This window comes from Bacillus sp. MRMR6 (assembly GCF_001940785.1).
Taxonomy (GTDB): domain Bacteria; phylum Bacillota; class Bacilli; order Bacillales; family Cytobacillaceae; genus Neobacillus.
The window spans coordinates 78,851-102,707 of record NZ_MSLS01000002.1 but is presented as its reverse complement, the minus strand read 5'-3'; the positions used below and the strand labels follow the sequence as shown (position 1 = coordinate 102,707).

The window sequence follows — 23,857 nt, the reverse complement described above, 5'->3', positions numbered from 1 at the left end:
GATAGCCTTTTTTATTTTATAGAAGCTTTATTTTATTGGCTGTCTTGTGAGAGGTTGAATGCTTTGTGCAGAACATCTACTGCTTTTAGCATGTTGTGCTCTTCGACTACGACAGAAACTTTGATTTCAGATGTGCTTACTAGTTTCACATGGATGTTGTTAGCCGCAAGGACTTCAAACATTTTTGCAGCCACACCTGGATTTGAGATCATTCCAGAGCCAACAATCGAAACTTTAGCCAGCTTGTTTTCTGCATCCAGCTGTTCATAATTCAGAACATCTTTATTATCTTCAAGAACATTTAATGTTTCTAATAAATCTTCTGTTTTAATGGAGAATGCTAAATTAGCTGTTTTTGCGTCTGTTGTGCTTTGAACGATAATGTCTACGTTTAAATGATTTTCAGCAAGTGTGGTAAAAATGGTTGATAAGCTTGTTAGGGAATTCGATAACCCAAATACACTAACTTTGGTAATTTCGTCTTCAAATGCAACCCCGCGGACTACTAAATTTTGTTCCATTGATGCTTCCTCCTCAATCACTGTTCCTTCCACGTTCTCCATACTAGAACGGACCTCTAAGCGAACCGAATAATTCTTGGCAAATTCTACTGCTCTTGGATGTAATACGCCCGCTCCTAAGTTAGCAAGTTCAAGCATTTCATCATAGGAAACAGATAGCAACTTACGTGCGCTCTTGATATATCGTGGATCTGTCGTGAAAACTCCGGTTACATCTGTATAGATATCGCACTTATCGGCTTTTAATGCTGCAGCTAATGCCACCGCAGTTGTATCAGAGCCGCCGCGCCCTAGTGTGGTAATGTCTCCATCTTCAGTTATTCCCTGGAATCCTGCAACGATCACTACTTTCCCTTCAGCTAGCTGCTGCTGGACTAGTTCTGTGTTGATCCTTGTGATTCGTGCATTTCCATGTACTGCTTCAGTAATAATCCCAGCCTGCCAGCCAGTATGTGAGACAGCTGCAAGCCCCTGTTCATTAAGCGCCATTGATAATAGCGAAATGGTTACCTGCTCTCCTGTTGATAAAAGCATATCCATTTCTCGTCTATTTGGCTGCTGCGAGATTTCCTTCGCTAAACTTACTAGGTGATCAGTCGATTTCCCCATCGCTGAAACAACGACAACTACTTGATTGCCTCTTTCTGTTTCTGCTTTCACATTTTCTGCTACCTTTAAGATTCTTTCGACACTGCCAACAGAAGTCCCGCCAAATTTTTGGACAATTAACCCCATTATTTCTCCTTCTTTCCAATAGGATTAGCTATCGTGTACGTCTGAAAAAAATAAAAAGCAATGAGAGGGCATCTCATTGCTAAAATTACGAAGATATTTTTTCGCATACAATGTAAGATAGCTCTCCAAGACTAGTCGTCTTGACAATCCGGCATTTATTCAATACAGGACCAGCAAAGAAAGAAATGAGACTTTCCTTACTTCGGCGAACATCCCCTTTCATGATTCATCCTAGAAGCTCACCCTTCTCCGAATCATTACTATTGAAGCTCGCACCTCTACCTTCACTTTAGTAAATAAAAGTGATAGTAAATATTCAATTATTGACTGACTCATTATAGCATGGTCTAATTTTTCTGACAATCACTAAGTTTGAAGTTTTTTCAATAATTCTTCTGCTACATTTGCTGGAATACCGATGGCTTTGAACTCTTCCACTGTCGCTTCCTTCATTTTCTTAACTGAACCAAATTCTTTTAGAAGCTGCTTTTTGCGCTTCTCCCCAATGCCTGGAATGTCATCCAGTAAGGATTGAAAGGCCGTTTTCCCACGAATTTGCCGGTGGAACGTAATCGCAAAACGATGGACCTCATCTTGAATTCTTTGCAGTAAATAGAATTCCTGACTGTTTCGCGCAAGCGGAACAATTTCAAGCGGATTCCCATATAACAGCTGAGATGTTCTATGTTTGTCATCTTTTACAAGTCCCGCCAACGGAATATCTAGACCCAGTTCATTTTCTAGGACATCTCTAACCGCTTCAACATGTCCTTTCCCGCCGTCAATAACAATTAAATCTGGAAGCGGAAGTTCGTCTTTTAAAGCACGGGAGTATCTCCTTCTCGTTACTTCGCGCATCGACTCATAATCATCTGGCCCTCGTACCGATTTAATTTTATACTTCCGATACTCACGTTTATTTGCTTTCCCGTCTATAAAAACAACCATCGCCGAAACAGGGTCTGTTCCCTGAATATTTGAGTTATCAAATGCCTCAATTCGGTGCGGTGTATAAATTCCAAGCAACTCCCCAAGATTCTCAACCGCTTTGATGGTTCGAACCTCGTCTTTTTCAATCAAGGAGAATTTCTCATTTAAGGCGATTTTTGCATTATTTACAGCCATTTTAACAAGGTCCTTCTTTTGCCCGCGCTGAGGCTTCAATACCTTCACTTGTAAAAGCTGTTCGGCCAGGCTGAGATCTGTCTCGTCCTGTATCAAAATTTCCTTAGGCTTAAAGTGATTGGTTTTATCATAAAACTGCCCTAAAAACGTAAGGATTTCTTCTTCAGGCTCATTATAGATCGGAAACATCGAGACATCCCGCTCGATCAGTTTACCCTGTCGCACAAAGAAGACTTGAACACACATCCAGCCTTTATCAAAGGAATAACCAAATACATCACGATCGGTAAAATCGGTCATCGTGATTTTTTGCTTTTCCATAATGGTTTCGATATGAACAATTTTATCGCGATATTCTTTTGCCCGCTCAAATTCTAATTCTTCAGCCGCTGCCGACATTTTTTCCGTTAGTTCTTTTTTGATTTCTTTATAACCGCCATTTAAGAAACGGGTAATTTCGTCTGTCATTTGTTTATAGGTCTCTTCTTGCACTTCAAATACACATGGTGCCAGGCACTGTCCTAAATGATAGTACAAGCAAACCCGGTCAGGCAGGGTCGAGCATTTTCGTAAAGGGTAAATTCTGTCGAGTAGCTTTTTTGTTTCATTTGCAGCCATGACATTTGGGTATGGACCAAAGTATTTCCCCTTATCTTTTTTTACTTTTCTCGTAATAATCAGCTTTGGATGTTTTTCCGCCGTAAGCTTGATGAACGGGTAGGTTTTGTCATCCTTAAGCATTACGTTATATTTTGGGTCGTATTTTTTAATTAAGTTAAGCTCAAGAAGTAGTGCTTCAATATTAGATGAGGTAACAATATATTCGAAGTCCTCAATTTCATTGACGAGCCTTAAGGTTTTTCCATCGTGTGATCCTGTAAAATAGGAACGGACACGATTTTTCAAAATCTTCGCTTTCCCTACGTAGATGATCGTTCCCTGACGGTCCTTCATTAGGTAGCAGCCAGGCTGATCAGGCAGCAGGGTTAATTTTTGTTTGATAATCTCATTCATTCCGGCCACTCCTCTCCGTCTCTATCTTAAAAATTTTATCTCAAACCGCTAATAAAGAAAAGTAAACACTTTTACCAAATAAAAAAACTTAGCTAGAAAGTTCTAGCTAAGCTTATTTGTTCCTTATACGTGCTTTTGAAGCACACCTGCTAAAGCGTCTTTTGGCTGGAAGCCGACTACTTTGTCTACAACTTCGCCATTTTTGAAAACAAGCAATGTTGGGATGCTCATAACGCCATACTTAGCAGCCGTTTCTTGATTTTCGTCAACATCAAGCTTAACGATTTTCACTTGCTCACCCATTTCTGAGTCAATTTCCTCAAGAACAGGAGCAATCATTTTACAAGGTCCGCACCATGGAGCCCAGAAATCTGCAAGAACAACGCCAGAGCTTGTTTCAGCAGAGAAATTTTGATCAGTTACGTTTGAAATAGCCATTTGTTTAGCCCTCCTATTAATACTATTACTGTAATACTACCGCAAGTATATCACCGTTTAAAAGTTCATGCTAATAATCTGTTTCGAAACTAATTTTCCCTTAATTTCAGTATATATTCTATGCGGATGCATAGAAAAAGACAGGCAAAATTATGCCCGTCTTACCTAATGTCTAGCTACAGCACCTAGGGGCATCCGCTATTCTCTATGAATGAACTTTTAACTTTTTAAACTCTTCTGTTAACAGTGGAACAACTTCGAATAAGTCGCCGACGATACCATAGTCAGCTACCTTGAAGATGTTCGCTTCAGGATCTTTATTAATTGCTACGATGACTTTTGAGTTGGACATTCCAGCTAAATGCTGAATCGCACCAGAAATTCCGCACGCAATGTAAAGGTCCGGCGTAACCACCTTGCCTGTTTGACCAATTTGCAGGCTGTAATCGCAATAGTCCGCATCACATGCACCACGGGAAGCACCAACTGCTCCGCCAAGAACTTGTGCTAACTCTTTTAGAGGTTCGAAGCCATCCGCACTTTTCACACCGCGCCCGCCTGAGATGACTACCTTTGCTTCACTTAAATCAACACCCTCACTTGCTTTTCTTACCACTTCCTTAATGATGGCACGAAGGTCTTTGATTTCAACAGATAGGGTAGAAACTTCACCAGAACGGCTTTCGTCCTTCTTTAACGGAGCAATATTATTTGGACGTACAGTCGCAAAAATTAAGCCATCGGTTACAATCTTCTTTTCAAAAGCTTTTCCAGAGTAAATTGGTCTAGTAAAGACAACATTTCCCCCAGCAACTTCAACAGCCGTTGCATCAGATATTAACCCTGAAGAAAGCTTGCCAGCGATTCTTGGCGAAAGGTCCTTACCAAGTGCTGTATGACCTAATACCAAGCCTTCTGCTGTTTCCTGTTCAAGAACGGCTAACAGCGCTTGAGCATAGCCGTCAGATGTATACTGCTTAAGCTTCACATCTTCAACCACTACCACACGGTCTGCACCGTACTGGATTAATTCAGCTCCAAGGGAACTTACTGTTTCACCGACCAAGACACCAACAACTTCTCCACCTTCTGCAACTGTTTTTGCTGCAGCGATCGCTTCGAAAGATACGTTACGTAAGGAACCGTCGCGAGTTTCACCTAACACTAATACTTTTCTAGTCATTCCTTTTACCTCCTGCAAAATCATTTTTTGTATTGTTTTCAGTCCGATTTAGACAATTTTCGCTTCAGTATGAAGAAGGTGAACCAATTCTTTTACTTGGTCGTTAAGTTCTCCAGATAATACCTTTCCAGCTTCCTTTTTCGGTGGCAAGTAAATTTCAATTGTCTTTGTCTTTGCCTGCACATCAGCTTCTTCAAGATCTAGATCATCTAACTCAAGTTCATCAAGAGGCTTCTTCTTGGCCTTCATAATTCCAGGAAGTGATGGATAACGCGGCTCGTTCAACCCTTGCTGCGCTGTCACTAATAAAGGAAGGCTTGTTTCAATTACTTCAGAATCACCTTCAACGTCACGGGTAACGGTTACATTTGTACCGTCAATTTCAAGTTTTGTAATCGTAGTAACGTAAGGAATGTTGAGCAGTTCAGCAACGCGCGGACCTACTTGACCGGAAGCATTATCAATTGCAACATTACCACCTATAATTAAATCAGCTTCTTTATCCTTCAAGTATTCAGCCAAAACTTTTGCAGTTGTATATTGATCACCATTCTCAACATCATCTTCAATGTTGATTAAAACCGCTTTATCTGCGCCCATTGCCAGTGCAGTACGTAATTGTTTTTCCGATTCTTCGTTCCCAACAGAAACAACAGTTACCTCACCGCCATTTGCATCGCGAACTTGGATGGCTTCTTCAATCGCGTATTCATCGTAAGGATTAACAATAAATTCAGCGCCATCCTCGTTGATTTTTCCGCCGGCTACAGTGATTTTTTCCTCAGTATCGAACGTTCTTTTCATTAATACATAAATGTTCATGGTTTCCCTCCTAATATGCAAACATTTGTTTAGTTCATAAGATTATGAATATTTAACAGAAAAAAAATATAAGAGTAAAACTTCAGACAGCAAGAAAACATCTTGCTGTTCTGAAATTATTCACCTGTGAAATTTGGTTCGCGCTTTTCAATAAAAGCTTGAATTCCTTCTTTGGCATCCTTTGAAATGAACACTTCACCAAATAATTCTGCTTCTTTTCTAGTACCCTCGTAAAACTCTGAGGTTTTAGCATAGTTTAATAATTGGATCGCCGCACTGATGGATACAGGACTTTTCTTTGCAATCTTACCTGCTAATGTATAAGCCTGCTCTAATACTTCATTTTCTGGGTATGCATGGTTAGCCAGGCCATAACGGACTGCCTCCTCACCTGTGATTGGTTCTGAGGTGAAGAGCATTTCAGCAGCACGTGCAACGCCTATATATTTAGGTAGGCGCTGGGTTCCAGCAAAACCTGGTATTAAGCCAAGCTGAAGTTCTGGAAGACCAAGCTTAGCCGTTATACTGACAAGACGGATGTGGCAGGCCATGGCAAGTTCAAGACCGCCTCCAAGGGCTGCACCATGAATCGCTGCGATGATCGGTTTAGGGAACTTTTCCATACGATCAAACAAATCCTGACCATACTTCCCCAGGTTCGCAAACCCTTCTGAAGAGTTAACAGTAGTAAATTCTTTAATATCTGCACCTGCTGAGAAAAAGCGTCCTTCTCCGTGAATGACAATGACCTTAATTTCACGAATTAACTCAATTTCATCAAGGGCGACTGACAATTCTCTTAATAACCCTGATGACAAGGCATTTGCCGGTGGACGCTGCAATGTGATGGTTGCAATGCTGTCTTGATTAGACCATTTCAAATATTCCAATACAATCCCCCCAATTCCTTTGCCCGAGCTACCTGCTTTCCATACTGCCACAGCCATTGATTAATAGCCGGTGGACCGGTTTTGCAAGCGCATTCAAATCATATTTCTCCTCGTTCAAAACCCAGGTTGTGACGGTCTCGTCCATTGTTCCGAAAATCATTTGCCGGGCTAAACGGACGTCAAGGTCGCTTGAAAACTCTCCCGTTTCTTTTCCTTCTATGATGATTTTATCTATCACTCTTAAATATCCCTTAAGAACGTTATTGATTCTCAAACGAAGTTCTTTGTTGGACTGGCGTAATTCAAGCTGAGTTACGATTGCCATGTGATGGTCATCAGAAAGATTACGAAAATGAGCTTCAATCATCATTAATAACTTCTCCGTTGCCGTCTGTTTTCCTGCAATCATTTCATCTATTTTTTCGATAAAGCTTCCCATTTTTTCTTCAAAGAGTGAGATTAAAATGTCTTCTTTGTTCTTAAAATAAAGATAAATCGTACCATCTGCCACACCTGCCTGCTTCGCAATTTTCGAAACCTGCGCCTGGTGATAACCATTTTCTGCGATGACAACCACCGCTGCATCAATGATTTGCATATACTTTGGCTTATTTTTTTTCACTGCTCTCCACCCTTTGAAGAAATTTAATTAGTTATTTGGCAGTGTTAAAGATAATTGTTGATGATTGGAGCGGAAGGTGCGAGACTCCTGCGGGAGTACGGGGCAGGGGAGACCCCGCAGGCGCCAAAGCGCCAAGGAGGCTCCCCGGCACGCCCGCGGAAAGCGAAGCACCTGAAGCGCAAATCAACAAACAGCTTTAACACTGCCAATTATTAAAAAGAAAAATATGAATGAATAGTCATTCATATTTTTATAATAGAGATTTAAGCTGTTTCTGTCAAGAAATACAGAGTTATTTTTTCACTTATTCACTATACCAAATGGACAAGCTTTTTAGTACAAAAAAAATTAGAGCTTAAGCTAGGCGTGCTTTTTCTCTTCTTCCTCTATTTTTCTAATTTCTTCCTCAACGAGTGTTCTTCTTAAAATTTTCCCTACAGCTGTTTTCGGCAATTCCTTTCTAAATTCATATAATTTCGGAACTTTGTAGGCCGCCAAGTATTTTCTTGAGAACTGGTTCAACTCTTCCGGAGTTATCTTTGACCCTTCTTTTAAAACAATATAAACCTTGACCGTCTCTCCTCTATAGGGGTCAGGTATGCCGGCAGCCACCACTTCTAGAATATCTGGATGCTCATATAATACTTCTTCAATCTCTCTCGGATAGATATTAAACCCGCCTGCGATAATCATATCCTTCTTCCTGTCGACGATATAGAAATATCCCTTTTCATCCATGTATCCTAAGTCGCCTGTATATAACCAGCCATCCTTAATCGTTTCTTCTGTTGCAGTCGTATTGTTCCAATAGCCTTTCATGACCTGCGGACCTTTAATGATAATTTCACCAATCTCGCCCACCGGCATTGGTTCACTTGTTTCCATATCAACCACTCTTACTTCCGTATCCGGCCAAGGTACACCGATACTTCCCTTTACACGCGGACGGTCCCATAAGAAATTGGAGTGCGTAACAGGTGATGTTTCGGTTAAACCATACCCTTCCACAAGCTTTCCGCCCGTAAGCTCCTCAAACTCTTCCTGCACCTCAACGGGTAGGGGAGCAGAACCACTGATACATGAATCAATTGAAGATAAATCGTATTTTTTCAATTCTGGGTGATTTAGCAGTCCAATATAAATCGTTGGCGCACCTGGGAACAAGGTAGGACGTTGTTTCTGAATCGTTTTTAAGGTGGCTAAAGCATCAAACTTAGGCATAATGATCATTTTATTCGCCTGCATTACTGTCAAAATTAGCACTATGGTCATTCCGTATACATGGAAAAACGGCACAATTCCTAAGACTGATTCTTCACCTGGTTTGCATTTATAAAGCCAAGCCTGGCACATCGATGAGTTTGCAGCTAAGTTTTTGTGGGTGAGCATAACTCCCTTTGGATGACCTGTAGTACCCCCAGTATATTGTAGGAGAGCAAGATCCTCTTCAAAATCAAATTCATATTCTACGAGCTTCTTGGGCTTTATTTTTACTATTTCTTTTAGCAAATGGGTATTGCCTTCATGCTTAACATTGACGACAATTCCATATTGCTTCTTTTGGATAAAAGGATAAACCCAATTTTTTGGGAAAGGTAAATACTCCTTGATAGCGGTTACAATTATATGTTGCAAATCTGTCAAAGGCATCACTTTTGATACGCGTGGGTATAGGATATCGAGTGTGATGATTGCCTTTGCACCGGAGTCCTTCATTTGGTATTCAAGTTCACGTTCAGTATACAATGGATTCGTTTGTACAACAATCGCTCCTGCCATTAAAATACCAAAATAGCTAATAACCGATTGTGGTGTGTTCGCTAGCATAATGGCCACTCGGTCACCCTTCACTATACCAATTTGCTGTAAATAGCTGGCAAAACTAAGAGTTTCAACGTAAAGTTCCTTATACGTCATTTCCTTTCCCATAAAATGAATAGCTGTTTTTTCTGGAAAGCTTTTAGCTGCATTTATGAGGTACTGTTGAATAGGTTCTTTGGAATATTCCAAGGTTGTTGGAATCTCCTCAGGATAATGCTGCAGCCACGGTTTAGAATCGTACATAATATCCCTCCTTTTTTTACCACTTCCCTTTTATTATATTATAGTCAGATTCTTTAAACAATTAGAAAATAGACATATTTTGACACAATTAAAAAGCGGCACGTCCGTCTAACGAAGTTCACTAGTCGCTGGCGCTGAAGCTTAAGCTGGAAATAAAAAAGCTCAAGGAACCTTATGGGGGACCTTGAGCTTTTGTTTATACAAAAAACATCATATATATGATACCAACCAGTAAAAACAAGCCGCATAAACCTAGTAGTACTTTTGCTAGTGTCTCCACTTTTTTTCTCCCCTTACGAAATTCCTGCTCCTATTACATACGATAAGCCTACTGACAGAATTAAAGAAATTAATCCTACCGCACGATTATCGTTTTGGATTTCTTCATCGACTTTAAATTTCGGTGTTAAAAATTCAAAGATAAAATAGCCGATTAATAGGAGGACGAATCCAAAAACTCCCCAGCTGACCATGGTGACCAATGAATCGTTCTGTTCAATCGAGTAGCGAAATATATTAGCGATCCCGAAAATCTTTCCACCTGTTGCCATAGCTACCGCGAGATTCCCTTTTTTGATTTCTTCCCAATTCTTATATTTTGTGACTAATTCAAAAATGGCTAAAAAGACAACCACGCATAATATTACGACACTGTAATAGGCGGCACTATGCACATACATGTTATCCCAAAACTGATCCATCCTTTTTCACCCCGTACTTTATTTAAATTCAACGATGGTCACACCTGAGCCACCCTCGCCTGCCTCACCAAAGCGAATTTTCTTAACGGAGCGGTGGTTGCGTAAATATTCCTGAACTCCTTGCCGTAAGGCCCCCGTGCCCTTCCCATGTATAATGGAAACACGTGCATAGTTTGATAATAACGCATCATCAATGTATTTTTCCACTCTCATTAATGCATTTTCATATCTTTCCCCACGAAGATCAAGTTCTAGCTTTACATCAGCATCTCTTCCCCGAACAATCGCCATTGGCTTTGTCTCTACAGGCTTAGGAGTACTGATATATTCCATATCCTTTTCCTTGACCTTCATTTTCAAGATACCGATCTGTACCTGCCACTCATGATCCGATACTCTTTCCAGAAGGTTCCCTCTTTGGTTAAAGGTCAATACCTTCACCTCATCACCCGGAGAAAAGATATGTTTCTTTGTTTTCTGATTTAAATGTTTCGAAGATTTCTTTACCTGTGGTACGGCTTCCTCCAGGCGGCGCTTGGCATCAATTAATTCATGCTCCTTCACTTCAGCATGCTTTTCGATTCTCATTTTACGAAGGTCGCGAATAATCTTTTCCGCTTCACTCTTTGCCTCATCAAGAAGTTCACTCGCTTTTTCAGCCGCTTTTTCCATCATGCTATCTTTTTGCTCGTGAAATTCAATCATTTGCTTCTGTAAATCCTGGTGAAGTTTCTCTGCCTGTTTCAAATAATCACGAGCTTCCTGCTGCTCCGTTTCCGCCTGACGTTTGCTATCTTCTAACGATGCAATCATTTTGTCTATTTGGTTTGTGTCCTCGCTAACATGCGATCTAGCAGCCGAAATGACCCGGTCATTTAACCCAAGCCGCTTCGAGATTTCGAAGGCATTGCTTCGTCCCGGAACACCGAGCAGAAGCTTGTATGTTGGGCTTAGCGTTTCAACATTAAACTCGACGCTTGCATTGAGTACCCCTTCACGATTATAGCCGTATGCTTTTAACTCCGGATAATGCGTAGTTGCGATAACCCTTGCTCCCTTTCTGTGCACCTCATCTAAAATCGAAATCGCTAATGCAGCACCTTCTTGAGGATCTGTTCCTGCCCCCAGTTCATCAAATAAAACAAGGCTGTTAAAATCAACCTTTTCTAAAATATCTACTATATTGACCATATGAGAAGAAAACGTACTTAAGCTTTGTTCAATCGACTGTTCGTCACCGATATCCGCATAAACCGCATCAAAAACCGCCAGCTCTGATCCGTCATAGGCAGGAACCTGAAGTCCAGCCTGAGCCATCAAAGAACAAAGGCCGAGCGTCTTCAAGGTAACTGTTTTACCACCTGTATTTGGCCCCGTAATCACAATGGTTGTGTAATCCTTACCCAGCATAATATCATTGGCGACAACTTCGTCGACCGGAATAAGCGGGTGTCTTGCTTTATAAAGAGCGATTCGTCCCTCATTATTCATGGTCGGCATTGATGCTTTAATTTTCCGGCCATATCTAGCTTTAGCAAAAATAAAATCCAAATTTGCAAGTACATCGACAATGACCTGCAATTCACTTTCATTTTCAGCGGTTTCTGCTGAAAGAGCTGATAAGATTCGTTCAATTTCAAGCTGTTCTTTTACTCTGATATCCTGCAATTGATTGTTTAATTGGACAATCACCTGCGGTTCAATAAATAAAGTCTGTCCTGAAGCACTTTGATCATGGATTATCCCGCCATAGTGTCCGCGGTATTCCTGTTTTACCGGAATAACAAAACGATCATTTCGAATAGTAACAATGGCATCAGACAGCATTTTCTGTGCATTAGACGACCGAATCATACTTTCAAGCTTTTCACGAACTCTTGATTCATTTGAGCGCAATTGGTGTCTTAATGAGCGAAGCAGTTCACTCGCACTATCCAGTACTTCTCCACTCTCATCAATTGCCAGCTTTATCGATTGTTCCAGGCTCACTAGTGGAATAATCCGCTCAACCATATCCAATAAAATGGGGATTTCCGTTCGTTCTTCCGCAATATCCGCGATAAACCGTTTCATTTGTCTGCTAGCGTGTATCGTGCTAGCGATGTGGACTAATTCGTGTGGACTAAGGACACCACCGATTACCGAGCGTTTAATATGCGCACGAATATCATGAATACCAGATAGTGGCACATTGCCTTTAATCCTTAGAACCGTGGAAGCCTCATCTGTTTCTGCCTGAAGCCTGACTACTTCCTCGAAATCTGTTGATGGGACTAGTCTCTTCACTTTATCTATACCTAGCGATGAAGCGGCATGCTCGACAACCTGCTCCCTCACTTTTGTAAATTCTAAAACCTTTAATGCTCTCTCCTGCATGGGATGTCCTCCCTTACTTTCTATTGTGTAAAAACTCTAGAAGGTCATTGGTCTCTAGTGCATTTAAGACTGAAGACTTTTTGATCCAGCCCTTCTTTGCTGCTGATACTCCAATTTCCATATGTGTTAATGTGTCCATTTTATGGGCATCAGTATTGATAATAATTTTCACGCCTGCATCCTGCGCCTTCCTCAGATGCTCAGATGCAAGGTCAAGCCTGTTTGGATTTGCATTTAATTCTATGGCAGTATTTGTTTCCTTAGCTAGTTGAATAAACATCTCAATATCTACTTCATATCCTTCACGACGTCCAATCTTTCTTCCCGTTGGATGAGCAATTAAATCTACATGATGATTTATTAGTGCTGCTTTTAATCTTTCCATAATCTTTTCTTTTGGCTGCGAAAAGGCAGAATGAATAGAGGCAATCACAAAATCCATTTCTGATAGGACATCATCCTCATAGTCTAACGTCCCATCAGGGAGGATGTCCATTTCTACACCTGAAAGAATGAGAATATCATCGTATTTGTCATTCAGTTTTCTAATTTCTTCCCGCTGCTTAAGTAGTCGCTCTGTCGTCAGGCCGTTCGCAACCTTTAGGTATTTGGAGTGATCGGTAATCGCCATATATTTGTAGCCTCTAGCCCGACATGCTTCGACCATTTCCTCAATCGAATGCGCTCCATCGCTCCAGGTCGAGTGCATATGAAGGTCACCTTTCATATCCTCAAGCTCAATTAAAGGTTCCTCTGGAGAAAAATTCTCGACTTCTTTTCCATCTTCTCTTATTTCTGGCGGGATAAAGGGAAGATCAAAATGCTTGAAAAAATCCTCTTCTGATGTAAAAGTGCGAATTTCCCCAGTCTCAACATTTTCGACACCGTACTCACTTATTTTTTCTCCACGTTCCTTTGCCAGCTGTCTCATCCGGACATTATGATCCTTCGAGCCAGTAAAATGATGAAGTGTTGTGGTAAACTCTATAGGTTTGACTAAACGAAAGTCAGCTGAAACATCATAATCCAATGCAAACACAACCGAAACCTTTGTATCACCGGCACCGATAACTTCTTTTATACTCGGAAGCTCCAGCAGCTGCTGCTTAACCGTTTCAGGCTGCTCCGTAGCAATGATAAAATCTAGGTCTTTAATGGTTTCCCGCATTCTTCGCAGACTTCCAGCCCTTGAGAATTGATGAATCCCTTCCATTTTGGATAATAGCCCTTCAATTTGTTCGGCAACTGGAAGCATATAGGCAAGCGGCAGTCTTTCTGGCCTTGAGCCAAAATCCGCAATTGCACTTAATATTTTTTCTTCTGTCTTTGCCCCAAAACCGGCTAAAGCCTGAACCTTTTTCGCTCTGCAAGCCTCTTCCAAGCTTGTTACATCCTCCACACCCAATTCCTTATAGAGCTTGGCAATTTTTTTACCGCCAAGACCTGGCAGCTGCAGAAGTGGAATTAAGCCTTTAGGTACCTCATCCTTCAGTTCCTTTAGTACCGTCGACGTTCCGTCTTTTATGTATTCATCAATAACAGCTGCGGTCCCCTTCCCAATTCCGGAAATGACCGTAAAATCTTCGATTGCTGATAAGCTTCTATCATCAAACTCTAACGCTGAGGCAGCCTTGCGAAAGGCCGAAACCTTAAAGGGGTTTTCACCCTTTAGCTCTAAATAAATCGCAATCGTTTCCAATAAGCGAATTAAATCCTTTTTATTTACTTCCACAAAATCCACCTTCCTTATGGTTAGTATTTGCAATCCGAAAAGAAAAACTTCTCTGCTACAGAGAAGTTAAAGCAGTTGAATATTCAATCCAGAGCCTCTTAATTTGCTCAGACAAGAATGGCGTGTGATTGACAATTAAGTTCGCCATTACCGATTGGTCTAACGGTTCTTGTATCAGTTCCATTGGCACTAGGGCTACAATATATAATAGAATAAAGAAAATTAAATAGACTTCAGCAAGTCCTAGCAGCCCCCCAGCCCAAACATTTAGCTGCTTTAAAATAGGCAAGTGTGCGACAAAATCCAGCATGCTCCCAATGATCTGCAGCATGACCTTCGCCACGATAAAAATAATTACAAAGGCAATTGCACGATAGAAAGCATCTTCCATATTACTACTATCTGCTAGCAGCTTCAGAGGTGAAGTTGTTCCTAAATTAGGATAAGGAACCCATAGTGTTAATTTTGGGGCCAAATCGTCATAGTATGAATATGCTGCTATGTATGCAATAATAAAACCTGTTAAATGGACTAACTGTAAAATAAATCCTCTTTTGAGTCCAACAAAAAAACCAAAAAATAAAATTAAGATAATGGCTAAATCCAGCATGACTTTTCAGTCCTTTTCTTTTTGTAGTTCGTCTTGCAATAGCTCTAGTTGATTCTTCATTTTAATATAATCATTGACAGCATTTACTGCCGTTAACACAGCGAGCTTATTTACATCTAGCATTGGATTCCTAGAACCGATTTCGCGCATTTTATTGTCAACTAACGAAGCCACATACCGTACGTGACTTTGGCTTTCGGTACCTACGATTACATATTGCTGTCCGTATATATCAACGGTTGTTTTACTTTTATCTGTATTTGACAAGTTAATGCCTCCATTCGAATCAAAGAAATCCTATTCTATATCATAACATGAATAGACATATGTCGAAAAGCGAAACAGTCAAGAAAGAAAGAATATCCCATATTTCCCAGTAGATGCGGGATAAAAAGTCAGATTTAAGGAGTGTGCAAAAGTTGGCTAATGTAGTTTTAAATCGAAGTTTGTCAGAAATCAATACGATGCGTGAATTTTATAGTAGAAGTTTAATGGAGAAACAACCACCTGGGAGTGTTTTTGCTGCGAAGACAGCAAATTGTACGATAACAGCCTATAAATCAGGGAAAGTCTTGTTTCAAGGGAATGGGAGTGAGGCAGAGGCTGGCAGATGGGGTGGTTCGGGTTCGGATTTAAGCTCTGGGGCTAAGTCGGGGGCGTCGCCAGCGAAAGCGAAAAGTTCGCCGAAGGGAAATTTACCTGAAGCTATCAGCCAAATGTCCGTGATTGGTTCAGACGAAGTGGGCACCGGCGACTTCTTCGGTCCAATTACAGTGGTTGCCGCCTATGTAAAAAAGGAAGATATTCCTCTTTTAAGAGAATTAGGTGTTCGTGATTCAAAGGATTTAAATGATGAAAAAATCATTGCAATTGCTAAGGTTATTAAAGATGTTGTTCCTTTTAGTTTGATGACACTGAAAAATGAAAAATATAATAAGGTTCAACAAGCTGGCATGTCGCAGGGGAAAATGAAAGCCATTTTACATAACCAAGCGATCCTAAACGTGTTGGATAAAATTTCACCCGTGAAGCCAGAGGCTATTTTGATTGATCAGTTTGTTCAGGGCAGTACTTATTTTCAGCACGTGAAAAATCAAAAGGCAATTGCTACGGAAAATGTTTATTTTAGTACGAAGGCTGAGGGCATTCATTTAGCTGTCGCAGCTGCCTCCATTCTCGCCCGCTACGCCTTTGTGCAGTATATCGATAAGCTGAGTGAGTCGGCAGGCTTTAAAATTCCAAAAGGCGCCGGAGCACAGGTTGACGAAGCCGCCGCCAAGCTGATTTTGAAAAAAGGCCGCGAAGTGCTGCCTCAGTATGTAAAACTGCACTTTGCCAATACGGATAAAGCGATGAAATTGGTGAACAAAAAGAGAGGCTGAATTTTTCAGCCTCTCTTTTTATTAGTATTTAATTATAGCTAGCTAATAGACTTAGGTGTTACCATTATCCTCTTAACACAGCGCCTGCTTTTTCTTCTAAGTCTTTAAGCACCTGCGAGTGTACTTTTGTTACTTCTTCGTCCGTTAAGGTACGTTCTGGATCTAAATATTTCAGCGAGAATGCAAGTGATTTTTTCCCTGCTTCCATCCGCTCGCCTTCATATAAATCAAACACTTGAACCTCTTTTAGAAGGCTGCCGCCTGCAGTAAGGATGATATCCTTCAAGGCACCTGAGACTGTTTCTTTATCCACAACAAGCGCAATGTCTCTTGTAATAGATGGGAATCGTGGAATCGATTCATATTGAAGCGGGCCTGTTTCTGCACCAAGAACCGCCTTTAAGGAAAGTTCAAATACATACGTATCTTTTAAATCCAACTCTTTTTGCATGATTGGATGAACTTGACCAACAAACCCAATTCTTTCACCATTTAAATGAATTTCAGCGGTACGGCCTGGATGCATATTACCCACTTGTGCCTGAACATAGGATACTTGTTCTGTAAGACCCAGCTTTGCAAATAGGCCTTCTAAAATTCCTTTTACGACATAGAAGTCAACTGCTTTCTTCTCACCCTGCCAAGAATGGCTGTGCCATAAACCAGTGACCGCACCTGCAAGATGCTCTTGCTCTTCTGGAAGGTCTTCTTGACCATTTGCTAAAAATACTGCACCTGTTTCATAAACAGCTAGACTATCATTTTGACGGGCGCTGTTGTATTTTAATACCTCTAACAGCTGTGGCATAATGCTTAGGCGCAGGATGCTGCGGTCTTCGCTCATTGGCATTGCCAGGCGGATGAAGTCGCCCTTCTCGAGAGCAAATTGAGCTGCTTTTTCCTCACTTGTTAAAGAGTAGGTTACAGCTTGGTACAAGCCTGCACCCTCTAGGTATTGGCGGACGAGACGGCGCTTTTCTTGGTAATTAGATAATTTCCCTGGTGTTGACGAACCAATCGGTAAAGTCATTGGGATATTGTCGTAGCCGTAAAGCCTCGCCACTTCTTCGATTAAGTCTTCTTCAATTTGAATATCGCCGCGACGTGTTGGAGCCGTTACCGTAATCACATTTTCCTCGATACTAACAGCAAATTGCAGACGATCAAAAATTCCTTTTACATCCTGAGCGGTAAGGTCGATCCCGATTACTTGGTTAATTTTTTCCAAAGTAATCGACACCACTGCAGGCTCAATTGTCATTGTATCCACTTCAGATGATCCTTCTAATACCTCGCCGCCAGCGTATTTAGCGATTAGATAGGCAGCACGTTCACCTGCAGCGCGAACACGGTTCGGGTCTACACCTTTTTCAAAACGAGCACTCGCTTCACTTCTTAAGCCGTGGTCCTTAGACGCTTTTCTAATTGTTGGACCGGTAAAATAAGCTGCCTCTAGCAAAACAGTTGTCGTATCTGAATTCACTTCAGAATTTGCCCCACCCATAACACCAGCTAAAGCAACTGGTTCAGTACCATTGGTAATCACAAGATGATCGGAGGTTAACGTACGCTCTGCATCGTCGAGAGTAATAAATTTCTCGCCATCCTGCGCGCGGCGAACAAGAATCTCTTTTGATCCAAGACGATCATAGTCAAACGCATGCAACGGCTGACCGTACTCTAACAAAATGTAATTCGTAATATCCACGACATTATTGTGTGGACGGATTCCCGCTGACATTAAGCGTGTTTGCAGCCAAAGTGGAGCTGGACCGATTTTTACATTTTTGATTACCTTTGCTGCATATAGTGGATTATCTTCTTTTGCCTCTACGTTTACCGTAATATAATCGGTTGCTTTTTCAGAAACAGGTTGAAGATCACTTTCTGGAAGTTTAACTTCTCTTCCAAGGATAGCTGCCACTTCGTATGCTACACCTAACATGCTTAAACAATCTGAACGGTTTGGTGTTAAACCTAACTCAAGAACTTCATCGTCTCTGTTTAATAATGCAAGGGCATCGCCGCCAACCTCTGTATCTGCTGGGAACACAAAGATTCCCTCTGAATACTCCTTAGGAACAATTTTCCCTTCACTTCCAAGCTCTTGAAGCGAGCAGATCATTCCATTTGATTCTTCTCCGCGAAGCTTTGCTTTTTTTATTTTAAAATTACCTGGTAATACGGCTCCGACCGTAGCTACAGCTACTTTTTGTCCCTGGGCAACATTCGGTGCTCCACAGATAATCTGAACAGGTTCACCCTGGCCGATATCTACCTGACATTTGCTTAGTTTATCTGCGTTCGGATGCTGTACACGTTCGACAACGTGACCAACTACTACACCTTTAATTCCTTCGTTGAGAACCTCTACACCCTCAACCTCAATTCCGCTTTTGGTAATTTTTTCAGCTAATTCTGTCGCTGATACTCCGGATAAATCTACATATTCCTGGAGCCATTTATATGATACGAACATGTCGTCACTCCTCCTCTAAGATCTAGCGGCGCCTAGGGCTCTATAGTCAAATGCCTCTTGGACAACCTGCCTCCGCTTTCCTATTACTCATGTTTAGCAAATTGCTTTAAGAACCTGACATCATTTGTATAGAAATGACGGATATCATCGACACCATACTTTAACATGGCGATTCGCTCTGGTCCCATTCCAAACGCAAACCCTGTATACTTTTTAGAATCGTATCCAGCCATTTCAAGCACGTTTGGATGTACCATACCTGCTCCTAGAATTTCAATCCATCCCGTTTTCTTACAGACGTTACAGCCACTTCCGCCGCAAATTTTACAAGAAATGTCCATTTCAACAGAAGGCTCTGTGAATGGGAAGAAGCTTGGACGCAGTCTAATTTCTCGGTCTTCACCAAACATTTTCTTCGCAAACACCTCTAATGTACCTTTTAGGTCACTCATCCGAATGTTCTCACCGACCACTAGCCCTTCAATTTGCATGAACTGGTGAGAGTGAGTCGCATCGTCATTGTCACGGCGATATACTTTACCTGGACAGATAATCTTAATCGGCCCTTTGCCTTCGTTCTTTTCCATCGTACGTGCCTGAACAGGTGATGTATGTGTCCGCATCAAGATTTCTTCTGTGATATAGAAGCTGTCCTGCATATCTCTTGCAGGATGTCCCTTTGGCAGGTTTAGTGCTTCGAAATTGTAGTAATCCTTCTCTACCTCTGGACCTTCAGCAACTTGATAACCCATTCCGATAAATAAATCTTCAATTTCTTCAATAATTTTCGTTAACGGATGATGGTTCCCAACCTTAACTGGACGGCCTGGAAGAGTGACATCAATGCTTTCAGAAGCTAATTTTTCTAAAACAGCGGCTTCTTCTAATTGCGCTTGCTTGGCTTCCAACTGTGTCGCGATCGCTTCCCGAACCTCGTTTGCCAGTGCTCCCATTACAGGACGCTCTTCTGCAGAAAGCTTACCCATTCCGCGCAGCACCTCAGTAATCGGCCCCTTCTTGCCTAGATACGCAACCCGAATATCATTCAACTCTTTTAAGTTCGAAGACAGCTCGATCTTTTGAATTGCCTCTTGCTGCAATTCCTTTAAACGTTCTTGCATGATAATTCCTCCTTTAAAATTCGACAAACTTCCGGTGATTTCTTTGACCAAACAAAAAAACCCCATCCCTGGAAAGGGACGAGGTTTGTCATTCGCGGTACCACCCTTGTAAACACTTATGTATAAAACACTAGCGTTCGCTTCGTTGAGATAACGGCTTAAGCCGATGCACCTTTACACAGAAAAGCGAAAACGCCTTCTAGTGGTCCCGGTGCCAACTCGGGAGGTGAACTTCTCCTGCCTTTGCCATAAAAGTGCTTGCAGTCACGGCACTTTCTCCCTACATGGTCCTAGACAAGATACTTTTCTCCGTCATCGTTTTTGGTATTTTCAATTCATTTCAGTATTATATAATAAAATTCGCTCTGATTCAAACAAGTATCGCCTATTTTTTAAAATAATATAACAGGATGCCTGTTGCAACAGCCACGTTTAATGATTCGCTTTTCCCGTAGATTGGGATATAAAGGTTTGCGGTTGTTTTAGAGAGGAGCTCCTTACTAACCCCATTTCCTTCATTCCCAACAATTAAGGCAAACCGGTCTCCTGTGGAAGTATCAGTAAATGCAGAGGCACCTTCAAGTGCTGTGCCGTATACAGGAATATTTTGCTCTTTTAATTTGTCTACCCATTCACTTAAATCTGCTCTTACGATCGGCAGATGAAAATGACTCCCTTGTGCCGACCTTAATACCTTAGAATTATAAACATCGACGCTGCCACGGCCGACAATTACCATATCAATTCCAGCAGCATCGGCAGTCCGAATCATAGTCCCTAAGTTTCCTGGGTCTTGCACAGCATCGATAAATAAGTAAGTTTGAGCATCTACTGACCCTTGCCGGTCTAGTTGTCTGCAAACGGCATAAATTCCTTGCGGAGCTTCTGTATCTGTCAGCATATTCGATATTTCTTCCGTTACGAGAGTGACTAGTACAGAACCTGTATCCCAGCGAGGCGGCAGACCGACAGTTTCAGAAACAATCACTTCGATTACTTGCTCCTGGTCTTTTAAGGCCTCCTCCACTAAGTGAAAGCCCTCGACTAAAAATGTGCCTGATTTGTCGCGTTCTTTTTTCGTTAAAAGTTTTTTCCATTGCTTAACCTGGGGGTTATTGACTGATTGTATATGTTTCAACTCTGTTCTCCTTAAAAAAACACTTTATTTTTTCTCATTATAGCCTAACTAAAATACATAATAAAACCAAAAATGAAAATGATAGTAGAGAATAAGGTTAAAAAAGGAGTGCATATTCATGAACTTAAATTTACGTAATGCGATTGTTCACAATGTTACCGGCAATACACAAGGTGAATTAGAAGATACGATTGTCGATGCGATTCAAAATGGAGAAGAAAAAATGCTTCCAGGTCTGGGCGTTCTGTTTGAGATCATTTGGAAAAATAGCTCCGAGGATGAGAAAAAAGAAATGCTGTCTACTTTAGAGTCTGGATTGAAATAAGGAATTGCTGCCGATGTTTGAGTCGGCAGCTTTCTTATTTTGGAGGATTGTAGAGATCCGGGTACTAATTGTAGAAGTCAGCCGATTTTTTGTTGATATCAGCATCCTTTTGTTGATATCAGCATCCTTTTGTTGATATCAGCATCTTTTTTGTTGATATCAACATCTTTTTTGTTGATATCAACATCTTTTTTGTTGATATCAGCATCTCTTTTGTTGATATCAGCATCTCTTTTGTTGATATCAGCATCTTTTTTGTTGATATCAGCATCTTTTTTGTTGATATCAGCATCTCTTTTGTTGATATCAGCATCTCTTTTGTTGATATCAGCATCTTTTTTGTTGATATCAGCATCTTTTTTGTTGATATCCCATAAAAATTTGTAGATGTCACCCAGAATACTTGGAGAAATATCAAAAGATCCCCGCAAACGCCCGAGGATCCTCACTATTTATTCGAATTTTATCTTATTAACCGTTTCAGTATCTAGTCGCTTAATGACTTCGACGATTAGCTTAACTGCATTTTCATAATCATCACGATGAAGCATGGCCGCGTGTGAATGGATGTAGCGTGTTGCAATCGTGATTGCTAGTGATGGTACGCCGTTATGGGTCATATGGATGGCACCAGCGTCTGTACCGCCGCCTGGAATCGCATCGAATTGATAGGGAATGTTCAATTCATCTGCTAGTTCTGTTACAAAGTCACGCAGACCTTTATGTGAAACAAGGGAGGCATCATATAGTATGATTTGCGGGCCTTTGCCCATTTTGCTCATGGCTTCTTTTTCAGAAATGCCTGGTGTATCACCAGCAATCCCTACGTCTACACCAAATCCAATATCAGGATTGATCGCCGAAGCAGAAGTACGAGCACCTCGAAGGCCTACTTCTTCTTGAATGGTTCCAACCCCATATACCTCATTCGGATGGTCTACACCCTGCAAATGCTTTAACACATCAATCGCAATCGCACAGCCAATGCGATTATCCCAAGCTTTTGCTAACAGCATTTTTTCATTATTCATCACCGTGAATTCAAAATAAGGAACAACCATGTCTCCTGGACGAATTCCCCACTCCATTGCTTCGTCACGGCTTCCTGCCCCAACATCGATGAACATGTCTTTAATTTCAACCGGCTTTTTACGTGCTTCAGGTGATAGAATATGCGGCGGCTTGGAACCAATCACACCTAAAACATCACCTTTTTTCGTAACGATCGTCACGCGCTGTGCGAGCATAACCTGTGACCACCAGCCGCCGACTGTTTGGAAGCGAAGGAAGCCTTTATCATCAATTTGTGTGATCATGAAGCCGACTTCATCTAGGTGTCCGGCTATCATAATTTTTGGTCCGCCTGCTGCCCCTGTCTTCTTGGCAATTAAACTGCCAAGTCCATCCGTCGTGACTTCGTCCGCAAATGGTGCTATGTATTTCTTCATTACTTCGCGAACTTCCCGCTCATTGCCTGGAATCCCTTTGGCGTCTGTTAAATCCTTTAACATCGTTAAGGTTTCATCCATTTTTGCCATTGTTTAACCCCCTTTTTATGTACGTAAGAACTTCATTATACAGAAAACAGTGAAAGTTTACAGCTAATAGCCATTTTGTTGTCTTTGATAATTTACTTCGTTTTTATCAAAATATGCTTGTTCGATTTCCACATTTGTTAAACCTAGGAGGCCTGCCAATTGGAAATAGCCTTCAAACATAGCTTGATAATCCTCTAAGCTTCTTGTTTTTCGAAAAATATTAATCTGCTCATAAATGGCCAGAAACTGTTCCGTTACAGTTTGTGACGAGCTATGGTCTGTCATTTCAAAATTGCTGTTCTGAAAGCCGCACTCGATTCCTAGTGATAAAATGAAGTGGACCCCATCGACAAATTCCATAAGAATGACTTCTTTTGCTGAAGAAGGTTTCACACTCCAAAACTTAAAGCATCGGGTTTCGTTTGCTAGCTCACCCATTTCTACTAGTAAAGCGAGAACCTTCCTATCAAATAAATTCTCATCGTTCAGACCATGATTTTCTTCAATATGCTGATCCAAGGCTGCTTGCATGCTGAATAATTTACTAAGTTGCATCCATATCCACTCCTAACATAATAAAATTATATCAAAATTGGAAAAGGTTGAAACTTTTTTCGTTTATTATCGTATATTAGGAAAAATAACTAGGAGGCATACCCATGGTTTGGATACTGCGCTTAGTATTATTGTTCTTAATCTTCTTCACTATTTATTTAATCGTAAAACTTCTTATGACACCTAACCGTAAACTAGAGGCTGCTCGAAAACAAAAACGCTTCCTCTTTCTTGATGACCAAGAAGTCGTAAAGAATTTCCAACTCACCTATAATGGTGCAGTATTTACAGGAGAAAAATACTTAGGTGCCACAAAAAATGCGATTGATGTCGTTTCAATCACGATTTCACCAGAAACCACCACCACGTTGAAAGGGTTGGTGAAAGAGGATTTTTATTTTATCGAAAAAAAAGTCAAGGATAAATACCCGCTTGCCGAAATCAGTTGGAAAAGCCCCATTAAAGAATTTTTACAGCAAAAATAAA

The 23,857-nt window shown here is 41.1% G+C and carries 22 protein-coding genes and 1 riboswitch; of the genes, 3 read left to right on the top strand and 19 right to left on the bottom strand.

The annotated features are described in order from the left end of the window. Positions 1 to 32: 32 nt before the first annotated feature. From BTR25_RS02740 to zapA, 13 genes are all read right to left on the bottom strand, one after another. Positions 33 to 1,256, bottom strand: a complete 1,224-nt coding sequence (locus BTR25_RS02740; protein WP_075685927.1) for an aspartate kinase — start codon at positions 1,254 to 1,256, stop codon at positions 33 to 35. 110 nt (positions 1,257 to 1,366) lie between these two features. Continuing rightward, positions 1,367 to 1,545: riboswitch (Lysine riboswitch) on the bottom strand. A gap of 77 nt (positions 1,546 to 1,622) precedes the next feature. Further along, positions 1,623 to 3,395, bottom strand: coding sequence for an excinuclease ABC subunit UvrC (gene uvrC / locus BTR25_RS02735; RefSeq protein WP_075685925.1), 1,773 nt, complete (start codon positions 3,393 to 3,395; stop codon positions 1,623 to 1,625). A gap of 123 nt (positions 3,396 to 3,518) precedes the next feature. Beyond that, positions 3,519 to 3,854, bottom strand: a complete 336-nt coding sequence (gene trxA, locus BTR25_RS02730; protein ID WP_303046807.1) for a thioredoxin — start codon at positions 3,852 to 3,854, stop codon at positions 3,519 to 3,521. Positions 3,855 to 4,038: 184 nt separating this feature from the next. Beyond that, positions 4,039 to 5,016, bottom strand: a complete 978-nt coding sequence (locus BTR25_RS02725) for an electron transfer flavoprotein subunit alpha/FixB family protein (protein ID WP_075685921.1) — start codon at positions 5,014 to 5,016, stop codon at positions 4,039 to 4,041. A 48-nt stretch (positions 5,017 to 5,064) separates the two neighbouring features. Continuing rightward, complete coding sequence (locus BTR25_RS02720; RefSeq protein ID WP_075685919.1) at positions 5,065 to 5,838, bottom strand: electron transfer flavoprotein subunit beta/FixA family protein; 774 nt, start codon at positions 5,836 to 5,838, stop codon at positions 5,065 to 5,067. A gap of 116 nt (positions 5,839 to 5,954) precedes the next feature. After that, positions 5,955 to 6,728: an enoyl-CoA hydratase gene (locus BTR25_RS02715; protein ID WP_075685917.1), complete on the bottom strand. Its 774-nt coding sequence runs from the start codon at positions 6,726 to 6,728 to the stop codon at positions 5,955 to 5,957. Between the two features lie 28 nt (positions 6,729 to 6,756). Beyond that, positions 6,757 to 7,350 carry a fatty acid metabolism transcriptional regulator FadR gene (locus tag BTR25_RS02710; RefSeq protein ID WP_075685915.1) on the bottom strand — a complete coding sequence of 198 codons (594 nt, stop codon included), beginning with the start codon at positions 7,348 to 7,350 and terminating at the stop codon, positions 6,757 to 6,759. Positions 7,351 to 7,710: 360 nt separating this feature from the next. Then, on the bottom strand, positions 7,711 to 9,414 hold the full coding sequence (locus BTR25_RS02705) for a long-chain-fatty-acid--CoA ligase (RefSeq protein ID WP_075685913.1): 1,704 nt from the start codon (positions 9,412 to 9,414) through the stop codon (positions 7,711 to 7,713). 293 nt (positions 9,415 to 9,707) lie between these two features. Further along, positions 9,708 to 10,115, bottom strand: coding sequence for a DUF350 domain-containing protein (locus BTR25_RS02700; protein WP_075685911.1), 408 nt, complete (start codon positions 10,113 to 10,115; stop codon positions 9,708 to 9,710). An 18-nt stretch (positions 10,116 to 10,133) separates the two neighbouring features. Then, entirely contained in the window at positions 10,134 to 12,491 is a 2,358-nt protein-coding gene (locus BTR25_RS02695) for an endonuclease MutS2 (protein ID WP_075685909.1), read from the bottom strand. A gap of 13 nt (positions 12,492 to 12,504) precedes the next feature. Beyond that, positions 12,505 to 14,223, bottom strand: coding sequence for a DNA polymerase/3'-5' exonuclease PolX (gene polX, locus BTR25_RS02690; protein WP_075685907.1), 1,719 nt, complete (start codon positions 14,221 to 14,223; stop codon positions 12,505 to 12,507). A gap of 55 nt (positions 14,224 to 14,278) precedes the next feature. Next, positions 14,279 to 14,833 (bottom strand): CvpA family protein, encoded by a 555-nt coding sequence (locus BTR25_RS02685; protein ID WP_075685905.1) that lies wholly within the window; start codon positions 14,831 to 14,833, stop codon positions 14,279 to 14,281. Positions 14,834 to 14,839: 6 nt separating this feature from the next. Then, positions 14,840 to 15,100, bottom strand: a complete 261-nt coding sequence (gene zapA, locus BTR25_RS02680) for a cell division protein ZapA (protein ID WP_075685903.1) — start codon at positions 15,098 to 15,100, stop codon at positions 14,840 to 14,842. Between the two features lie 152 nt (positions 15,101 to 15,252). Here zapA and rnhC point away from each other — a divergent pair, with 152 nt between their 5' ends. Then, positions 15,253 to 16,215, top strand: a complete 963-nt coding sequence (gene rnhC, locus BTR25_RS02675; RefSeq protein ID WP_075685901.1) for a ribonuclease HIII — start codon at positions 15,253 to 15,255, stop codon at positions 16,213 to 16,215. A gap of 64 nt (positions 16,216 to 16,279) precedes the next feature. Here rnhC and pheT read toward each other — a convergent pair whose 3' ends face one another. From pheT to BTR25_RS02660, 3 genes are all read right to left on the bottom strand, one after another. Next, complete coding sequence (pheT, locus tag BTR25_RS02670; RefSeq protein WP_075685899.1) at positions 16,280 to 18,694, bottom strand: phenylalanine--tRNA ligase subunit beta; 2,415 nt, start codon at positions 18,692 to 18,694, stop codon at positions 16,280 to 16,282. 83 nt (positions 18,695 to 18,777) lie between these two features. After that, positions 18,778 to 19,815 carry a phenylalanine--tRNA ligase subunit alpha gene (pheS, locus tag BTR25_RS02665; RefSeq protein WP_075685897.1) on the bottom strand — a complete coding sequence of 346 codons (1,038 nt, stop codon included), beginning with the start codon at positions 19,813 to 19,815 and terminating at the stop codon, positions 18,778 to 18,780. 385 nt (positions 19,816 to 20,200) lie between these two features. After that, complete coding sequence (locus tag BTR25_RS02660; RefSeq protein ID WP_075685895.1) at positions 20,201 to 20,953, bottom strand: TrmH family RNA methyltransferase; 753 nt, start codon at positions 20,951 to 20,953, stop codon at positions 20,201 to 20,203. A 118-nt stretch (positions 20,954 to 21,071) separates the two neighbouring features. Here BTR25_RS02660 and sspI point away from each other — a divergent pair, with 118 nt between their 5' ends. Further along, positions 21,072 to 21,278 (top strand): small acid-soluble spore protein SspI, encoded by a 207-nt coding sequence (gene sspI, locus BTR25_RS02655; RefSeq protein ID WP_075685893.1) that lies wholly within the window; start codon positions 21,072 to 21,074, stop codon positions 21,276 to 21,278. 98 nt (positions 21,279 to 21,376) lie between these two features. Here the strand turns inward: sspI and BTR25_RS02650 are convergent, their stop codons facing one another. The 3 genes from BTR25_RS02650 to BTR25_RS02640 form a co-directional block, all read right to left on the bottom strand. Continuing rightward, positions 21,377 to 21,709: a coiled-coil domain-containing protein gene (locus BTR25_RS02650; protein WP_075685892.1), complete on the bottom strand. Its 333-nt coding sequence runs from the start codon at positions 21,707 to 21,709 to the stop codon at positions 21,377 to 21,379. Between the two features lie 21 nt (positions 21,710 to 21,730). Continuing rightward, on the bottom strand, positions 21,731 to 22,816 hold the full coding sequence (locus BTR25_RS02645; protein ID WP_075685890.1) for a M42 family metallopeptidase: 1,086 nt from the start codon (positions 22,814 to 22,816) through the stop codon (positions 21,731 to 21,733). Positions 22,817 to 22,879: 63 nt separating this feature from the next. Then, positions 22,880 to 23,371: a dUTP diphosphatase gene (locus BTR25_RS02640; RefSeq protein WP_075685888.1), complete on the bottom strand. Its 492-nt coding sequence runs from the start codon at positions 23,369 to 23,371 to the stop codon at positions 22,880 to 22,882. A 104-nt stretch (positions 23,372 to 23,475) separates the two neighbouring features. On the opposite strand from BTR25_RS02640, the gene BTR25_RS02635 reads away from it, so the two are divergent. Then, positions 23,476 to 23,856 carry a sigma-w pathway protein ysdB gene (locus BTR25_RS02635; RefSeq protein ID WP_075685886.1) on the top strand — a complete coding sequence of 127 codons (381 nt, stop codon included), beginning with the start codon at positions 23,476 to 23,478 and terminating at the stop codon, positions 23,854 to 23,856. Position 23,857: the final 1 nt, after the last annotated feature.